We start from the raw sequence: 15612 nt of genomic DNA, 5'->3' as shown, positions 1-15612 counted from the left end.
TGCCCGACCCGGCGTGGCCGAGGCCGCACAGGTCACGCCCGCCCCGCACCTCCGTGCCGGAGCCGGTCCGGCGGCCCCGGACCAACGACCCGCGGCCGTGACCACCGACCCCCTTAGGCTCGGTTCACGTGACGACCAAACAACGCAGACTTCCGCGCGGTGTCAGGGAACAGCAGCTGATCGACGCCGCCGTCTCCGTGTTCTCGCGCGGCGACTACCGCACGGTCAGCGTGGACGAGATCGCGGCGGCCGCCGGGACCTCCAAGCCGACCGTGTACCACTACCTGGGGTCCAAGGAGGGCATCTTCGTCGCCTGCGTCCGCCGGGAGATGGAGCGGCTGGTCGAGGCGGTCCGATCCGCCGTCCACGACCCCGGCGCGCCCGAGGGCGACGACCCGCTGCGCCGGGGGATCCAGGCCTTCTTCACCTTCGTCGTGGACAACCGTGAGAGCTGGACCGTCCTCTACCGGCGCGCCGCCGTCCAGGGCGAGCCCTTCGCCGGCGAGACCACCCGGATGCGTGACCGCGTCACCTCCGAGGTGGCCGAGCTCATCACCTCCTGTACCCGGGACGGCTACGGCACCCTCGAACCCCGCGACGCCCAACTGCTCGCGCGCGTCGCGGTGAGCACGGCCGACGCCTTCGCGGACTGGCTGCTGGACCACCCCGACGAGACGCCCGACACCATGGCCGGGCACGTCACCGCGCTCACCTGGTCGCACCTGCGCGAACGCCACCCCGCGGGCTCCTGAGCGGGGCCGCCGCCGGTCGCGCGCGGAATGATCCAAGAACACGACCTAGCCCTCGGACCTCCGCTGGTGGTTCAGGGCCAGCAGACCGACCAGGTCGTAGGCCACGTGCGAGGCGGCCGTCGAGGTGATCTGGGCGTGGTCGTAGGCGGGGGCGACCTCGACCACGTCGGCGCCGACCAGGTTCAGGTCGGCCAGCCCGCGCAGGATCTCCAGGAGCTCGCGGCTGGTCAGGCCACCGGCCTCGGGCGTGCCGGTGCCGGGGGCGTGCGCCGGGTCCAGGACGTCGATGTCCACGGACACGTACAGCGGACGGTTCCCGATGCGCTGGCGCAGGGCGTCGGCGACCTCGTCCACACCCTTGCGCATGACGTCGGCGGCGGTGACGATCCCGAATCCGAAGCGGCGGTCCTCCTCCAGGTCGCGCTTGCCGTACAGCGGTCCCCGCGTGCCCACGTGCGCGATCGCCTCGGTGTCGAGGAGCCCCTCCTCCACGGCCCGGCGGAACGGGGTGCCGTGTGTGTAGGGCTCGCCGAAGTAGGTGTCCCAGGTGTCCAGGTGGGCGTCGAAGTGCAGCAGGGCGATCGGACCGTGCTTGCGGTACAGCGAACGCAGCAGCGGCAGCGCGATGGTGTGGTCGCCGCCCAGGGTGACCAGCCGGGTCCCGGCGTCGACGAACGCGGAGGCGCCCTGGTCCAGGGTCTCCACTGCGTCCCCGACGGAGAACGGGTTCACGGCGATGTCCCCGCCGTCCACCACCTGGAGGCGCTCGAAGGGGGCCACGTCCAGGCCCGGGTTGTACGGGCGCAGCAGGCGGCTGGCCTCGCGGATCGCGGACGGCCCGAAGCGGGCCCCGGGCCGGTAGGACACCCCGGTGTCGAAGGGGACTCCCACGACGGCCACGTCGGCGTGTTCGACCTGGTCGATCCGGGGCAGCCGCGCGAAGGTCGCCGGGCCCGCGAAGCGGGGGACGAGGCTGGAGTCAATGGGTCCGATCGGGCTGTTCATCTGGTCCGTTCCTGTCGCGGGCTCGGTCACGGCCAGCGTAGGGAGCGGCTAGGCTCCGCTCCAGTGGCCGAACCGTACGAGGCGGCTCTGTTCTTTGGATGAACCATCCAAAGGACGCGCGTGGTGCGCGGGGGAGGGGGACACATGGTCGGTGCTACGGGTGCGGCGGACAGCCACGACGTGCCCCTGAGCGTGGTCACGGGCCGCCGCGACCTCGCCCTGACCACCGTGGTCGAGGCGGGCGACCCGGGCGTCACCTGGGCCGTGGCCAGCGAGATGGTCGAACCCGCCGCCTACCTGCGCGGCGGTGAACTCCTTCTCACCGCCGGGGTCAACCTGCCCGACACCCGGGAGGAGGCGCGCGCGTACGTGGCCTCCCTGGTGCGCGCGGGGGTCGCCGCCGTCGGCTTCGGGGTCGCCCCGGTCCACGCCACCGTGCCCGTGCTCCTGGTCGAGGAGTGCCGTGCCCAGCGGCTGCCGCTGGTGGAGGTGCCTGGCTCCACCGCCTTCGCGGCGGTCAGCCGGGCGGTCGGTGAGGAACTGGCCGAACGCCACCTGCGCGACGTGCGCCGACTCGGTGAGGCCCACCAGGGGCTGGCCCGCGCGGCCACCGCCGCCGCCCCCGTGGAACGGGTCCTCGCCGTGCTGGCCGACGCCCTCGGCGGCTGGGCGGCCCTGGAACCCACGGACCCCGCCGCACCCGCCCACCGCACCCCCGGCGCGCCCCGCACCGTCGACCCCGACCTGCGCCCCCTGCTGGACCGGCTCACCGCACCGGCGGGGCCGCGCGGCGCCAAGGCCCCCAGCGGTCCCGACGAGGTCTTCCTCCACACCGTCGGCTCCCCGCCCTGGGGCGTGGTCCTCGTGGGCCGCCCCGAACCCCTGGGCATCACCGACCGCGCCGTCCTGCGCACCGCCACGGCCCTGCTCGACCTGCTCGCCCGCACGGTCGACGACACCTCCGCCGTCCCCGGCAGGCTGCTCACCGGCCTCCTCCTGGACGGTGAGTTGGACGAGGCGGCACTGCCCCTGCTCACCGGGCTCACCGCCCCCGGGGGACCAACGAACGCGACCGGACTCCACCGCGTGCTGCGGGCCCGGCCCCCGGCGGCCGACGGCACCGGGGCGGCGGGCCCGTCGCTGGGCACACACCTGGTCGACCGCGTACGCGCGTCCGACGGCGGCACGCACCCGGAGGACACCATGCGCGCGGTGCTCGCGGACCGGGGCGAGGAGGCCCACAGGGAGCACCTGGACCTGCTCGGGTCCCGTGGGTGGATCGCCGCCCTCAGCCCGCCCGTGCCGCCGCGCGAACTGCCCCGGGCCGACCGCCAGGCGGCGGCACTACTGGTCCGCGCCCGCGTCCTGGGGGCTTCGCTGCTCTGGGGTGAGGGCGCCGACCCCTTCGACACCCTCCTGGATCCGGCCGGGGCCGAGGATCTCAGCCGCGCGCTCCTGGGGCCGCTGGCCCGGGACACCGCGGCCGCCCGGACACTGCGGGAGACCCTGCGCACCTGGTTGGCCCGCCACGGCAACTGGGACCGCGCCGCCGCCGACCTGGGAGTGCACCGCAACAGCGTCCGCTACCGGATCGGTCGCATCGAACGGGACCTGGACGTGGACCTGGCCGACGCCGAACAGCGCATGCGCCTGTGGTTCGCCCTCACCCGCCATACCGGTTCCGAGCCCGACGGGCGACCCCTATAGCAGAAGAACTCCGCCCAGTGGAGCGGGTGGCCGCTTCCGGCCACGCCCACGCCCGGGTCGCGTGTTCGAGAACTCCGGTGGTGCGATGCCTTCCCGTGGAGGAACCGTGGTGAACAGCGAGGCTCAGTCGCCGCTGATCCCCACAGGAATCGGAAGGAGCCGCCCGAAAGACCCTCCGAATAGAACGCGTCTCGCGGTTCCGTTGGCCCCGCCCGACCCGAACCAGGAAACTGGGGTTCTCCTTGACGAACCTGAGGACCTGGGGGCCCACATGATCGCTAGTGACCAGCTGAGTGGGTTCCGGTCCACGGGCGGGCGCGGGGTGGTCGGGCCCGAGGCCCCACCCGACTGGTGGCGCCACGTCGCCGGGGACCGCCTCCGCGGCGCGACCGCGCTCCGCCGGAGTCCGCTGTGAGTGGGCGGGGCCAGTCCCTGGGCCGTGGCCCGGGCGTACGTTTCCCCCGGTTGGACACCGCGCTGCCCTCCGGGGCGAACGCCCGCGAGCACGCCGTCCTGCTCCGACGTGTCCACGACGCGCTGCTCACCGGGAGGCCGCAACCCGCGCCCCTGCGCCCGGTGATCGAGGACTCCTGGGGGCGCATGCGCCAGTTCGGTATCGACCCGGACAGCGCGCCGCCGCCCAGGATGGCCCGGCTGGACGAACTCCAACGCTACCGGGACGCCTCACCCATCTCCGAGGTGCTCCCGTTGATCCGCCGCTCCCTGGTGTCGGTGGCCGACGAGGCCGAGCACATCATGCTGGTGACGGACGCGTCCGGGCAGGTGCTGTGGCGGGAGGGCTCGCGCCGGATGCGCACGGTCGGGGACCGGGTCGGCCTGGTGGAGGGCGCCTTCTGGAACGAGGGCAGCGTGGGCACCAACGCCATCGGTACCGCGCTCGTGGTGGGGCGCCCGCTCCAGGTCTACTCCGCCGAGCACTACGTGCGAAGCCTGCACGCCCTCACCTGCGCCTGTGCCCCCGTGCACGACCCCCGTGACGGGCGCCTGCTCGGTGCCATCGACGTCACCGGCCCGGTCTCCACCGTCCACCCCACCACCCTGGCCCTGGTCAACGCGGTCGCCCAGCTGGCCGAGGCGCACCTCCAGGGCCTGCACCACAGCCACCTGGAGCGGCTGCGCTCGGTGGCCGCGCCGCTGCTGGCGGGGCTCTCCCGGCCCGCGCTGGTGGTGGACGACACCGGCTGGACCGCCGCGGCCGTCCACATGGAGCCGGTCCGGCGGGTGCTGCTGCCCAAACACTGCGAGGGCGGGATCGCGTGGCTTCCGGCGTTGGGGGAGTGCGCCCTGGAACCGCTGCCCGGTGGTTGGCTGATCCGTCCCAGCCCGGGGGACCGGGCCGTGCCCTCCACCGTCACCCTGGACCTGACCCGGTCCGGCTCCGCCACCGTGTCGGTGGCGGGGGACAGCGGCGAGTGGTCGCAGCGCCTGTCCCCGCGCCACACCGAGCTCCTCCTCCTGCTGGCCGTCCACCGCGACGGACGTACCGGGACACAGCTCTCCCATGACGTGTTCGGATCCGACCAGCACGTGGTGACCGTACGGGCCGAGCTCTCCCGGGTGCGGCGCAACCTGGGCGGGGTGATCGAGAGCCGCCCCTACCGCTTCTCCGACGACGTGCGGGTCCGGGTGCTCTCCCCGGAGTCGTCGGTGGACCTGCTGCCCGGTTCGTCGGCGCCGGGTGTGCGGGAACTACGGGAGCGCGTGCGCAGGGAGGACCTGTTCGATCGCTCTGGGCGATGACGTCGCAACCTGTTGCAACCGTTGCCGACGCCGTGGGAATGGGATCAACTGTTCCTGCGCGGCCCGCACACCGGTGGGCGGCCTCCGGGCAAGAGAGGGCACGGCGGGCTGTTCACCGGTGCGGGACGCGTCCGCGTCCTTCGCGCCTTGAGGGGGGTGACGGGGGCTCACAGCGGACGCGCCGACGGGCTGGTGCCCCGGGAGTGTCGGGGGAGACTCCGGGGCCACCGCGCACACGAAGGTACGGCCCGGGGATGTGTGCATCCCCGGGCCGTACCATCACGCGTCGGAGCCGGGCGTGGGAACTACTCCGTCTCGGCGGGCGGCTCGGCCGCCTCGGGCGACCCGGAGGCCGCCGCGTCCTTCTCCGGTGGCTCCGCGTTCGAGGGCGAGCACTGGAAGCAGTCCATCGTGAAGACCTCCTCTTCACCGACCAGGCCGGTGAAGTCCCCGCGCAGGCTGTCGTCACCGACCTCGCGCTCGGCCAACGCCTCGCGCAGCAGCCGCCCCTCGAAGAGGACCTGCTCGCCGTCCCGGCTCTGCCCCGTGCACAGCACCTCCAGTCGGCCCCCACGCGCCTGCTCGCCCGACGCCCCCTCCTGGTCCCCGGCCGCGGCCTCCTGGTCGCCGCCCGCCGTGACGGCGTCCTCGTCCAGGTCCTCGGAGGGCCCGGCGGAGGGTCCGCCCTCGGGTACGGCGGTGCACTCGAGCGGCGCGGCCACGGGGTGGCCCTTGCGGGCGAAGGCGCGCTCGGCTCCGGGGCGCAGGATCGACACGGACAGGGCGTCGGCGGCTCGCTCCAGCTCCAGCAGCGCGGCGTCGGGGCTCTGCTCCGGTGCCTCGTCGGCGGTGCACGAGGTGAGCGGTGCGCACAGGAGCAGCGCCAGTGACGCGGTGACGGTGGTCGAGCGGACTCCCATGACTTCCCCCTGGGGTCGGTGGCGCCGTGCCCGGCGCGCTGGTCCACCGAACCAATGTCGCTGATGTGGCTTAAGTGCCCTATGTCCGACTCAGGATATAAGGGTGAAAAGTGCGCCATGATCGAGTCAACCCGGTGTGAGTCGGGACACGCGTGTGGGTACCGTGCCCGGTGAGACGACGGAACCACCCGGTGGGGGCGACGACGGGAAAGGGCAGGCCACACACCGCGCGAACGCGCGGACACCGCCGCTGGGCTAGACTCGGGACATTTCCCGAACCGTGTTCCACCACGGTTCACTCCAGCCGAACACCGCACCGCCAGGCTCCCCACGGCCCGAACGCCACAGGGGGCCAACGGTGAACCAACGGGCCGTGACCGGCGTCGAACCAGGGGATCAACGACGATCCCCTGATCGTCCCGCACCGACGGCCGCCCACAGACCGTCCTTCCTTCGGAGGTGGATCGTGTCCGCTGACCACCGAGAGCAGCAGCCCAGCCAACAGGGTTCGCGTATCGACCCGCACGTCGGCCGCTACGCACTCCGAGCACAGGGCATGGTCGCATCGGAGGTCCGGGCACTCTTCGCGGTCGCCTCACGGCCGGAGATCGTCTCCCTGGCGGGCGGTATGCCCAACGTGGCCGCCCTGCCCCTCGAACAGCTCGGTGACCTCGTCAAGGACGTCGTCTCCGAGGAGGGCGCCACCGCGCTCCAGTACGGCTCCGCCCAGGGCGACCCCGTCCTGCGCGAGCAGATCTGCGAGTACATGACCCTGGAGGGCGTCCAGGCCAGCCCCGACGACGTCATCGTCACCGTCGGATCCCAGCAGGCCCTGGACCTGGTCACCCGGGTCTTCGTCGACCCCGGTGACGTCGTCCTCACCGAGGCCCCCACCTACGTCACCGCGATCAACACCTTCGCCGCCTTCCAGGCCGACATCCGCCACGTGGGCATGGACGACGAGGGCGTGGTCCCCGAGGAGCTGGAGGAGGCGTTGGTCCGCGCCGAGCTCGACGGGCGGCCGGTCAAGTTCTTCTACACGATCCCCAACTTCCAGAACCCCGCCGGGATCACCATGAGCGCCGAGCGCCGCGCCCGGGTCATGGAGGCCTGTGAGCGCCACGACGTGCTCGTGGTCGAGGACAATCCCTACGGCCTGCTCCGCTACGACGGCGAACCCGAACCCACCCTGTACTCCCAGGGCAGCGGCAACGTCATCTACCTCGGCTCCCTCTCCAAGACCCTCTCCCCGGGCCTGCGCATCGGCTGGGCCCTGGCCCCGGCCGCCGTGCGCGCCAAACTGGTCCTGGCCGCCGAGTCCGCGATGCTCAGCCACTCCACGTTCAACCAGCTCGTGGTGCGCCGCTACCTGAACACCTTCCCCTGGAAGGAACAGATCAAGGCGTTCAACTCCATGTACAGCGAGCGCCGCGACGCGATGCTCGGTTCCCTGGAGGCGATGATGCCGGCCGGATGCACGTGGACCCGCCCCGAGGGCGGGTTCTTCGTGTGGGCCACCCTGCCCGAGGGCATCGACGCCAAGGCCATGCTGCCGCGCGCCCTCAACGAGCGCGTGGCCTACGTGCCGGGCACCGGCTTCTACGCCGACGGGCGCGGCCGGGACAGCATGCGCCTCAGCTTCTGCTACCCCACCCCCGAACAGATCCGCGAGGGCGTCCGCCGCCTCGTGGCCGCGATCGAGGGCGAGATCGACCTGCGCGACACCTTCGGTCCCGCGATCTCCACGCCCACCGAAGGCAGCCAGGCACCCACCCCTGACCTGCCCTGACATCCTCTCGTAAGGGCACAGCACCATGACCGCAGCACAGAAGGAGGTCCGCGCCGTGGCCGACCTTGACCGGGTCCTCGTCCTCGCCGGAGGGCTGTCCCCCGAACACGAGGTGAGCGTCCACTCCGGCCGCAGCGTCGCGGAGGCCCTGCGCCGCCTCGACGTCGAGGTCCAGGTCGCCGACGTCGACGCCGGGCTGTTGAACCGGCTCGCCGCCGACCCGCCCCAGGTGGTCTTCCCCGTCCTGCACGGGGCGGCGGGGGAGGACGGCGCGATCCGCGAGGTCCTGGAGCTGGTCGGCGTGCCCTACGTGGGCGCCCGGCCCGACGCCTGCCGCCTGGCCTACACCAAGCCCGCCGCCAAGGCCCTGCTCGCCGCGAAGGGCGTGCGGGTGCCGCGCGGCGCCACCCTGCCCAAGTCGGCCTTCCACGACTTGGGCGCCCCGGCCCTGCTGCACCGTCTGACCGACCGCCTGGGCCTGCCGCTGTTCGTCAAGCCCGACCGCGGCGGCTCGGCCTTCGGTGCCACACCGGTCACCTCGGTCACCGACCTGTCGACCGCTCTGGTCTCCTGCTTCGCCTACAGCGACTCCGCGCTCGTGGAGGAGCAGGTCCAGGGCACCGAACTGGCCATCGGCGTCCTCGACACCGGCGACGGCCCCGTGGCCCTGCCCCCGGTGGAGATCGTCCCGGACGGCGGGGTCTACGACTACGCCGCGCGCTACACCGCCGGGCGCACCGAGTTCTTCTGCCCGGCCCGGCTGGACGAGGACGTGGTCGCCGCCGCCACGGAGGTGGCCCTGACCGCCCACCGCACCCTGGGTCTGCGCGACTTCTCCCGGACCGACCTCATCGTGGACGCCGACGGCGAGGCCATCTTCCTGGAGACCAACGTCGCCCCCGGCCTGACCGAGACCTCGACGTTCCCGATGGCGGCGGCCGCCGCCGGACTGGACTTCGCGGTCGTGTGCCGCGAGCTCGCCCACCAGGCGCTCCTGCGCGGCTGACCCGGACCAGACCGAACACCGGCCCCGAGGGCCCGCCGTGCTGGCGGGCCCTCGGTGTGTGTCGGGTCGGCCCGCCGGGTCGGACCGGGCGTTCACGCGGCCCGACGGGCGCGGTTCACACGGCTCCGCCGCTGATCTCCGCGGCCAGGCGCGTCGGATCGTCGGCCAGAGAACGCTTCACGTGGGCGCTCCACTCGTCGGCGAGCACCTCGACGGCGCCACGGGTCAGACCGTCGAGCCCGGCTCGGACCGAGTCGCCGGGGTTTCCCTTGGGGCCGTCGTAGGCGGCGCTGAAATCGGTGTCGACGGCGCCGAGGTGCAGCCCCGTCACCAGGGTGCCCTGGTCAGCGAGTTCCAGCCGGACGCCGTTGGTCAGGGCCCACTGCGCGGCCTTGGTCGCGTGGTAGCCGTTGGTCCCGGGGAAGGCGAACCACGACTGCGCCGACAGGACGTTCAGGATCGCGCCGCCGCCGTTCGCGCCCAGCACCGGGGCGAAGGCGCGGACCATGGCGAGCGTGCCCCAGAAGTTGGTGTCCATCTCCTGCCGGAGCACGGCGAGGTCGCTCGTCACGAGGTTGGTCCAGTTGCTGATGCCCGCGTTGTTCACGAGCAGGGTGACGTCCCCCGCCCGTGCCAGGGCCGATCCCACGGAGGCGTCGTCGGTGATGTCGAGTTCGAGGGGCACGACCCCGGGGAGATCGATCTCCGCCGGGCGGCGGGCGGCGGCGTACACGCGCGCCGCGCCGCGTTCCACGAGCTGCTTGGCGAAGAGTCGGCCGAGACCGCGGTTGGCGCCGGTGACGAGGGCGACGGAGCCCTCGACGGCGAAGTGCTGGGTGCGGGTTGACGAAGTGTCCATGTCCGGGACACTAGGACCTGACGTCAACGTCAGGTTCAAGGGTCGGGGAGGGATTCGTGCGCATCGGTGAGGTCGCCAGGCGTTCCGGAGTCAGCGTGCGGGCGCTGCGGTACTACGAGGAGCAGGGCATTCTCCGCTCCGAGCGGGGTCCGGGCGGGCAGCGCGAGTTCGACGAGGGGGCCGTCGACCGGGTCCGCCTGTTCCAGCAGTTCTACGCGGCGGGCCTGTCCAGCCGCCGGATCGCCGAGCTCCTCCCGTGTGTCGAGACCGGGGCCACCAACGCCGAACAGCGGGCCATGCTGGTGCACGAGCGCGGCCGCATCGTCGAACGGATCGACGCCCTGGACGCGGCCCTGGCCCGCATGGACGACCTGATCCTCGCCGCGGCGGACCACTCCGACTGAACCACGGGCCGGGTGGGCCGCCACGCCACGGCGGCCCACCCGGCCCCCACCCCGGATCACGTGCCTCCGGCCGGTGTCATCCGGCCGGTGCGTCCAGGGCCCGTTCGAGGACGTCCCGCACGGTCTCCTGGAGCAGGTGGACCTTGTACCCGGTGTCGGGCAGCGGGGAACAGAGATCCACGATCCCCTCCAGAGCCCGGTCCACGGCCCCGTCCAGGGCCCGGCCGGGCACCGCGCCCACCAGGGCGCGCTCCACGCCGGGTAGCCGCAGCGGGGTGCGGGCCACCCCGCCCACCGCCACCGACGCGCGGGTCACCGGCCCCCGGCCCTCCTCCGCGCACTCCAGGCGGACCACCGCCTCGACCAGCGGCCACTCCGCCCGTGCGCGCCCCGCGACGCGCAGGTGGGCCGCGCGCCCGCCCCGCACCGGGGCGGGCAGGGCCACCGCGACCAGCAGGTCGTCGGGGGCGAGCACGTGGTCCCGGGTGGGGTCGCCGCCGTCGTACAGCTCGGCCAGGCCCCGCTCGACCTCCGCCTCCGACCCCCGCTCCAGCACCACCACGGACGCGTCGTAGGCCAGCAGCGCCACCGCCAGCGACGACGGGTGCGGGGCCACGCACGGGCCCTGGTCCACCACCACGGCGCGCAGGTGGTCACCGGAACGGGCCGGGCACGAGTCCCCGCCGGTCTGGAAGCAGTCGAAGGCCGGGTTGCGCAGGTAGGGGCAGCGGTTGCGCTGGAGCAGGTTGCCGCCCACCGTCGCCGTCCCCCGGACCTGCGGGGTGGCCAGCGCCCGTGCCGCGGCGGCCAGACCCGGGTAGGCCTCGGCCAGGAGCGGGTCGGCTCCCAGCTCCGCGACGCTGGTCATCGCGCCGATCCGCACCGCTCCCTCGGCGTCCCACCGGGGTCCGCGCAACTCGGGTACGCCCCACAGGTCCACCAGGGGGCCGGGCGCGATCACCCCGGCCTCCACGCAGGTCGCGAGGTCGGTGCCCCCGGCGCGCGGCCGCGCGCCCGCGACGACCTCCCGGACGGCTCCGGCCACGCTCGTGGAACGGGTGACGGTCGTGGTGGTTCCTCGCGGCGTGCTCAACGCAGTCCTCCGATCAGTCGGTCCGGGCGCAGCGGCAGGTCGTGCGGGCGCCAGCCGGTGGCGTCGTACACGGCGTTGCCCAGGGCAGCCGCCACACCCACCACCGAGACCTCGCCCAGGCCGATCCCGCCGCCCGCCACGTGCTCGAACCCCTCCTCGTGGAAGTACACCTCGGTCTCGGGCACGTCGCCCATGCCGGGGAGGCGGTAGTCCTCCAGGTCGTCGGAGAGCACCACCCCCGTGGCGAGGTCGTCGCGCCGCTCCTCGAAGAGCGCGTAGCCCACGCCCTGGACCACCGCCCCCTCGCACTGGTTGCGCGCCAGCCGCTCGTCGTAGACGCGACCGGCGGCGATCCCCGCCCAGCAGCGGGTGGGGCGCACTCGACCGAGCCGGGTGTCCACCTCGACCTCCATCACGTGGACGGCGCCGCTCATCCCGCGTCCGACGGCCAGGTCGCCCAAGTTCGGGGTCAGCTGCCCCCAGCGGTCACGGCGGCGCTCCCCGACCACGCTCACACCCTCGGCGGCGGCCAGCGCCTCCTTGAACACGTGCTCGGGGACGGGTCCCGAGGCGGGCACGTCGGGGGAGTGCTCGCGCAGGGCCGCGCGCAGCCGGTCGGCGGCGTCGGCGGCGGCCGGTCCCATGGAGGTGGTCGTGCGGCTGCCGAAGGAGCCGGTGCCGTGCACCGACGAGCTCCGGCCGATCTCCACCCGCAGGTCCGCCGCGTCCACGCCGAGCCGGTCCGCGACCACGCCCCCGAGTACGGCGCGGATGCCGGTACCGATGTCCTGGGTGGCCGAGCGCACCACCAGGGCGCCGCCCTCCACCGCCAGCTCCACCCGGGCGTCGGGCGCCAGCAGGTACGGCCAGCCGGCGGCGGCCAGTCCCACCCCGCGGCGATACCTCCCGGTGCGCGACCCGCGCCGCCGGTCCCGCCACAGGGGGAGTTCGGAGACGCGTTCGTACAGGGCCCGACGCTTCGGGTTGCCGTCCCAGCGGCGGCGCAGGGCCAGCGGGTCCTCGCCCAGTCGCAGTGCCATGGTGTCCACGGCCTGTTCCAGCGCCCAGGCCATCGGCGGCCCGCCGGGACCCCGCATGGGCGCCGCCGGAGGCCGGTTGGTCACCACGTCGTAGTCGCGGACCCGGCGGGGCGAGCGGCCGTACATCAGCGCGGCCAGGACGGCCGCGTTGGAGCCCACCGACACCCCGCCGTCGCCGTGGGAGTCCACGCTCAGCGCCCGCAGGGAACCGTCCCCTCCGGCCAGCAGGGCCACCCGGGTACGGGTGGCGGGCCGGTGCCCGGCGTCGGTCAGCTCCTCGGAGCGGTCCAGGCACACCCGCACCGGGTGGCCGGTCAGCCGGGCCAGCTCCACGGCGGCCACCACGTCGGGGGAGAGCGAGTTCTTGGCTCCGAACCCGCCGCCGACGTACTCGGCCACCAGGTGCACGCGCTCCCGGGGCAGGTTCCAGCGCAGGGCCGCCATGTCGGCGATCTTGCTGACCGACTGGGTGGACACGTGCAGGAACAGGTCCCCGTCCACCCACGAGGCCACGCTCACGTGCGGCTCCAGCGGGCTGTGCACCTGGGTGGCGGTGGTGTACTCCTCGGCCACCAGCAGCGGGTCCCGGCGACGCGCGGCGGCTCGGAGCCGGGCCACGGCGGTGGGTCCGCGCCAGCTGAGCACCCCCGGGCCGCGCACGTTCCCGTTCCAGGGGGCCGGGGGAGTGGGGGCCTCGCCGTAGGAGGGCGCGGCCTCGCGCTCCTCCTTGGTGCCGTAGAGCACCGGGGCGCCAGGGGCGGCCGCGGCGCGGGGGTCGGTCACCGAGGGCAGGGGGTCGAGATCCACCCGCACGGCCTCCGCGAGCTCCCGGGCGAGCGACCGGGTGGGGGCGGCCACCGCGGCGATCGGCTGGCCGACGTAGCGCACCACCCGGTCCTCCCCGAGCAGGTCCACCAGCGGCGACGGGGCTCCGTCGGGGCCGGGGGCGGCGCTCACCTTCCGGACCCGCGCGTGCGGCGCCGCCGAGCGCACGATCACGCCCTCCCAGGTGCCGGGCGGGGCGTGGTCGGCGCTGAACCTCGCGCGCCCGGTGACCTTGTCGGGGGCGTCGGAGCGCGGTGGCGCCTGGTCGGGTTCGGTGTCGAACTCCCCGGCGCAGGCGGCGGCCACGGCCGCGAAGATCCCTTCGTAGGCACCGCACCGGCACAGGTGTCCGGCGAGCGCGTCCGCGACGGCTGCGCGGTCGGGGCGGGTGTCCCCGTGTTCGGCGCGCCAGGCGTCCACGAACACGGAGGCCTCGACGGCGAAGCCGGGCGTGCAGTAGCCGCACTGGAGTCCGTCGTGGGCGGCGAGGGCGCGCTGTACGGGGTGGACGCCGTCCAGGCCCTCCACGGTGGTGACCGACCGTCCGGTGAGGTGGTCGGCGGGCAGCAGGCAGGAGGCGGTGGGAGCGCCGTCCACCAGGATCGTGCAGGCCCCGCACACGCCGGAGCCGCAGGCGATCTTGGTGCCGGTCAGTCCGAGCCGGTCGCGCAGGTGGTCGGCGGCGCTCAGGCCGGGGTCGTCGGGGGCGGGGGAGGGTGCGCCGTTGACGCTGGTGTCCATGGGCGGCTTCCCTGGGAGGTTCGGAAGTTGACATTGACAACTTAAGGCGGCGAAAAGTCCGGTGTCAAAGGCCCTGGGTGTGGCCACCGTTGTTACCTGCCGGTTTGTGCTGATGTGCCTTGCGTGGCCAATGTGACGCCCGTTACTCTGTCGGAATCTCTATTCCGCCATGAGGAATAGAGATTCCGAATGTCAAAGAACCCCCTGTGGAGGGCCCGCATGGCAGCAGCCACGGAAACCGAAGCACCCGACCGCCCCCGCCCCCGCTTCTACCGGTCCCTGTTCTTCCAGGTGATCGTCGCCGTCGTGGTGGGTGTGCTGATCGGACACCTGTGGCCCTCGTTCGGAGAGAGCCTGCGCCCCCTGGGCGACGGCTTCATCCGACTGATCAAGATGCTCATCGCCCCGCTGATCTTCTGCGTGATCGTCACGGGCATCGCCAAGGTCGGGGACCTGGGCGCCGTGGGCCGGATCGGGATCAAGGCGCTGGTGTACTTCCAGGTCGTCACCGCCTTCGCCCTGCTCTACGGCATGGTCGTGGCCAACCTCCTCAAGCCCGGCGTGGGCTTCGAGGTCAACCCCGCCGACCTCGACACCGGCGCGCTGGAGGAGGTGACCCAGGGCGGTGAGATCCCCGGGTTCGCCCAGTTCCTCCTGGACGTGATCCCCGAGAGCGTCGTGGGCGCCTTCGCCGAGAACTCGCTGCTCCAGGTGCTGTTCTTCGCCGTGTTCGTCGCCCTGGCGCTGTCCAAGTTGGGGGAGCGGGGCAAGCCGATCCTCGACCTCATCGACCGCTTCACCGACGTCATCTTCACCTGCATCGGCTGGATCATGCGCGTCGCCCCGCTGGGCGCCCTGGGAGCCATGGCCTTCGTCATCGGCGCCTACGGCCTGTCCTCGCTCAGCAGCTTCGGCATGCTCATCATCGCCTGCTACTCCGCCGCCGGGGTCTTCCTGCTGGCCCTCGCGGTCATCGCCCGCGTCCTGGCCGGGGTCAACCTCTGGAAGTTCCTGCGCTACACCAAGGAGGAGTTCGCCCTCGCCATCGGTGCCGCCTCCTCCGAGGCGGTCATGCCGCGCATCATGCAGAAGCTCACCAACGCGGGCTGTTCCAAGGCCACCACCGGCCTGGTGGTGCCCACCGGGTACTCCTTCAACCTCGACGGCGCGGCCATCTACCTGCCCATCGCCGCGCTCTTCCTCGCCCAGGCCTTCGGCGCGGACCTGAGCATCGCGGACCAGCTGATGATGGTGCTCATCCTCCTGCTGACCTCGAAGGGCATGGCCGGGGTCCCCGGATCGGCCTTCCTCGCCCTGTCGGCCACCGCCACCGCGCTCGGCGCCTTCCCGGCCGCGGGCGTGGCCCTGCTCCTGGGCGCCGACCGCCTGATGGACACCATGCGCGTGTCCATCAACCTGCTCGGCAACTGCGTGGCCACCTTCGTCATCGCCAGGTGGGAGGGGCAGCTCGACATGGAGCGCATGCGCGCCGTCCTCGACGGCAGGGAGCCGCCCGCCCGCCAGGAGGACACCGAGGCCGAGGACACCCCGGAGCGCGCGGAGGAGGCGGGGGACGCGGAGCCCGTCACGGTGTCCGCCCCCGCGGCCGAGGAGCGGCGGAGCGAACCCGAGCCGGGGCCGGAACGGTAGCCGCGACGGCGACGGCCGGGCCGCCCGTCGGATGACGGCGGCCCGGCCGTGCCGGGTGGA

At 73.4% G+C, this 15612-nt stretch carries 12 protein-coding genes; 7 read left to right on the top strand and 5 right to left on the bottom strand.

Annotated features, from left to right (window positions below; all coding sequences use genetic code 11):
* The first annotated feature begins 128 nt into the window (after positions 1 to 128).
* A complete protein-coding gene (locus tag AC0VYM_RS16990; protein WP_475453253.1) occupies positions 129 to 752 on the top strand; it encodes a TetR/AcrR family transcriptional regulator in 624 nt (207 codons plus the stop codon).
* A 45-nt stretch (positions 753 to 797) separates the two neighbouring features.
* Here the strand turns inward: AC0VYM_RS16990 and speB are convergent, their stop codons facing one another.
* Complete coding sequence (speB, locus tag AC0VYM_RS16985) at positions 798 to 1757, bottom strand: agmatinase (RefSeq protein ID WP_475453251.1); 960 nt, start codon at positions 1755 to 1757, stop codon at positions 798 to 800.
* Positions 1758 to 1901: 144 nt separating this feature from the next.
* On the opposite strand from speB, the gene AC0VYM_RS16980 reads away from it, so the two are divergent.
* Together AC0VYM_RS16980 and AC0VYM_RS16975 are read left to right on the top strand one after the other, a co-directional pair.
* Positions 1902 to 3464 (top strand): PucR family transcriptional regulator, encoded by a 1563-nt coding sequence (locus AC0VYM_RS16980; RefSeq protein ID WP_475453249.1) that lies wholly within the window; start codon positions 1902 to 1904, stop codon positions 3462 to 3464.
* 465 nt (positions 3465 to 3929) lie between these two features.
* Positions 3930 to 5225, top strand: a complete 1296-nt coding sequence (locus tag AC0VYM_RS16975) for a GAF domain-containing protein (RefSeq protein WP_475453247.1) — start codon at positions 3930 to 3932, stop codon at positions 5223 to 5225.
* A gap of 305 nt (positions 5226 to 5530) precedes the next feature.
* On the opposite strand, the gene AC0VYM_RS16970 is transcribed toward AC0VYM_RS16975, so the two are convergent.
* Entirely contained in the window at positions 5531 to 6145 is a 615-nt protein-coding gene (locus tag AC0VYM_RS16970) for a hypothetical protein (protein WP_475453245.1), read from the bottom strand.
* Between the two features lie 556 nt (positions 6146 to 6701).
* On the opposite strand from AC0VYM_RS16970, the gene AC0VYM_RS16965 reads away from it, so the two are divergent.
* Together AC0VYM_RS16965 and AC0VYM_RS16960 are read left to right on the top strand one after the other, a co-directional pair.
* On the top strand, positions 6702 to 7934 hold the full coding sequence (locus AC0VYM_RS16965; RefSeq protein WP_475463071.1) for an aminotransferase-like domain-containing protein: 1233 nt from the start codon (positions 6702 to 6704) through the stop codon (positions 7932 to 7934).
* Positions 7935 to 7959: 25 nt separating this feature from the next.
* Positions 7960 to 8940 carry a D-alanine--D-alanine ligase family protein gene (locus AC0VYM_RS16960; protein ID WP_475453243.1) on the top strand — a complete coding sequence of 327 codons (981 nt, stop codon included), beginning with the start codon at positions 7960 to 7962 and terminating at the stop codon, positions 8938 to 8940.
* 115 nt (positions 8941 to 9055) lie between these two features.
* Here the strand turns inward: AC0VYM_RS16960 and AC0VYM_RS16955 are convergent, their stop codons facing one another.
* The gene (locus tag AC0VYM_RS16955; RefSeq protein ID WP_475453241.1) at positions 9056 to 9799 is read right to left on the bottom strand and encodes an SDR family oxidoreductase; all 744 of its coding nucleotides are present in this window, start codon (positions 9797 to 9799) and stop codon (positions 9056 to 9058) included.
* A 56-nt stretch (positions 9800 to 9855) separates the two neighbouring features.
* Here AC0VYM_RS16955 and AC0VYM_RS16950 point away from each other — a divergent pair, with 56 nt between their 5' ends.
* The gene (locus tag AC0VYM_RS16950; RefSeq protein WP_475453239.1) at positions 9856 to 10203 is read left to right on the top strand and encodes a MerR family transcriptional regulator; all 348 of its coding nucleotides are present in this window, start codon (positions 9856 to 9858) and stop codon (positions 10201 to 10203) included.
* A 76-nt stretch (positions 10204 to 10279) separates the two neighbouring features.
* On the opposite strand, the gene AC0VYM_RS16945 is transcribed toward AC0VYM_RS16950, so the two are convergent.
* Positions 10280 to 11296: an FAD binding domain-containing protein gene (locus AC0VYM_RS16945; protein WP_475453237.1), complete on the bottom strand. Its 1017-nt coding sequence runs from the start codon at positions 11294 to 11296 to the stop codon at positions 10280 to 10282.
* Positions 11293 to 13902, bottom strand: a complete 2610-nt coding sequence (locus AC0VYM_RS16940) for a molybdopterin-dependent oxidoreductase (RefSeq protein ID WP_475453235.1) — start codon at positions 13900 to 13902, stop codon at positions 11293 to 11295. Before AC0VYM_RS16940 ends, AC0VYM_RS16945 begins: the two co-directional genes overlap by 4 nt.
* Positions 13903 to 14121: 219 nt before the next feature.
* Between AC0VYM_RS16940 and dctA the strand changes: the two genes are divergently transcribed.
* Positions 14122 to 15552 (top strand): C4-dicarboxylate transporter DctA, encoded by a 1431-nt coding sequence (gene dctA / locus AC0VYM_RS16935; protein WP_475463070.1) that lies wholly within the window; start codon positions 14122 to 14124, stop codon positions 15550 to 15552.
* The last annotated feature ends 60 nt before the right edge of the window (positions 15553 to 15612 follow it).

Source organism: Nocardiopsis sp. iso_237 (assembly GCF_056173345.1).
Note: the sequence above shows the minus strand (reverse complement) of the source record. Positions and strands in the feature narration are given on the sequence as shown.

Bases quoted from the DNA above. Each gene is read 5' to 3' on its own strand.
- speB (WP_475453251.1), bottom strand. From the start codon at position 1,757: ATGAACAGCCCGATCGGACCCATTGACTCCAGCCTCGTCCCCCGCTTC.
- AC0VYM_RS16980 (WP_475453249.1), top strand. From the start codon at position 1,902: ATGGTCGGTGCTACGGGTGCGGCGGACAGCCACGACGTGCCCCTGAGC.
- AC0VYM_RS16970 (WP_475453245.1), bottom strand. From the start codon at position 6,145: ATGGGAGTCCGCTCGACCACCGTCACCGCGTCACTGGCGCTGCTCCTG.
- AC0VYM_RS16965 (WP_475463071.1), top strand. From the start codon at position 6,702: ATGGTCGCATCGGAGGTCCGGGCACTCTTCGCGGTCGCCTCACGGCCG.
- AC0VYM_RS16960 (WP_475453243.1), top strand. From the start codon at position 7,960: ATGACCGCAGCACAGAAGGAGGTCCGCGCCGTGGCCGACCTTGACCGG.
- AC0VYM_RS16955 (WP_475453241.1), bottom strand. From the start codon at position 9,799: ATGGACACTTCGTCAACCCGCACCCAGCACTTCGCCGTCGAGGGCTCC.
- AC0VYM_RS16940 (WP_475453235.1), bottom strand. From the start codon at position 13,902: ATGGACACCAGCGTCAACGGCGCACCCTCCCCCGCCCCCGACGACCCC.
- dctA (WP_475463070.1), top strand. From the start codon at position 14,122: ATGGCAGCAGCCACGGAAACCGAAGCACCCGACCGCCCCCGCCCCCGC.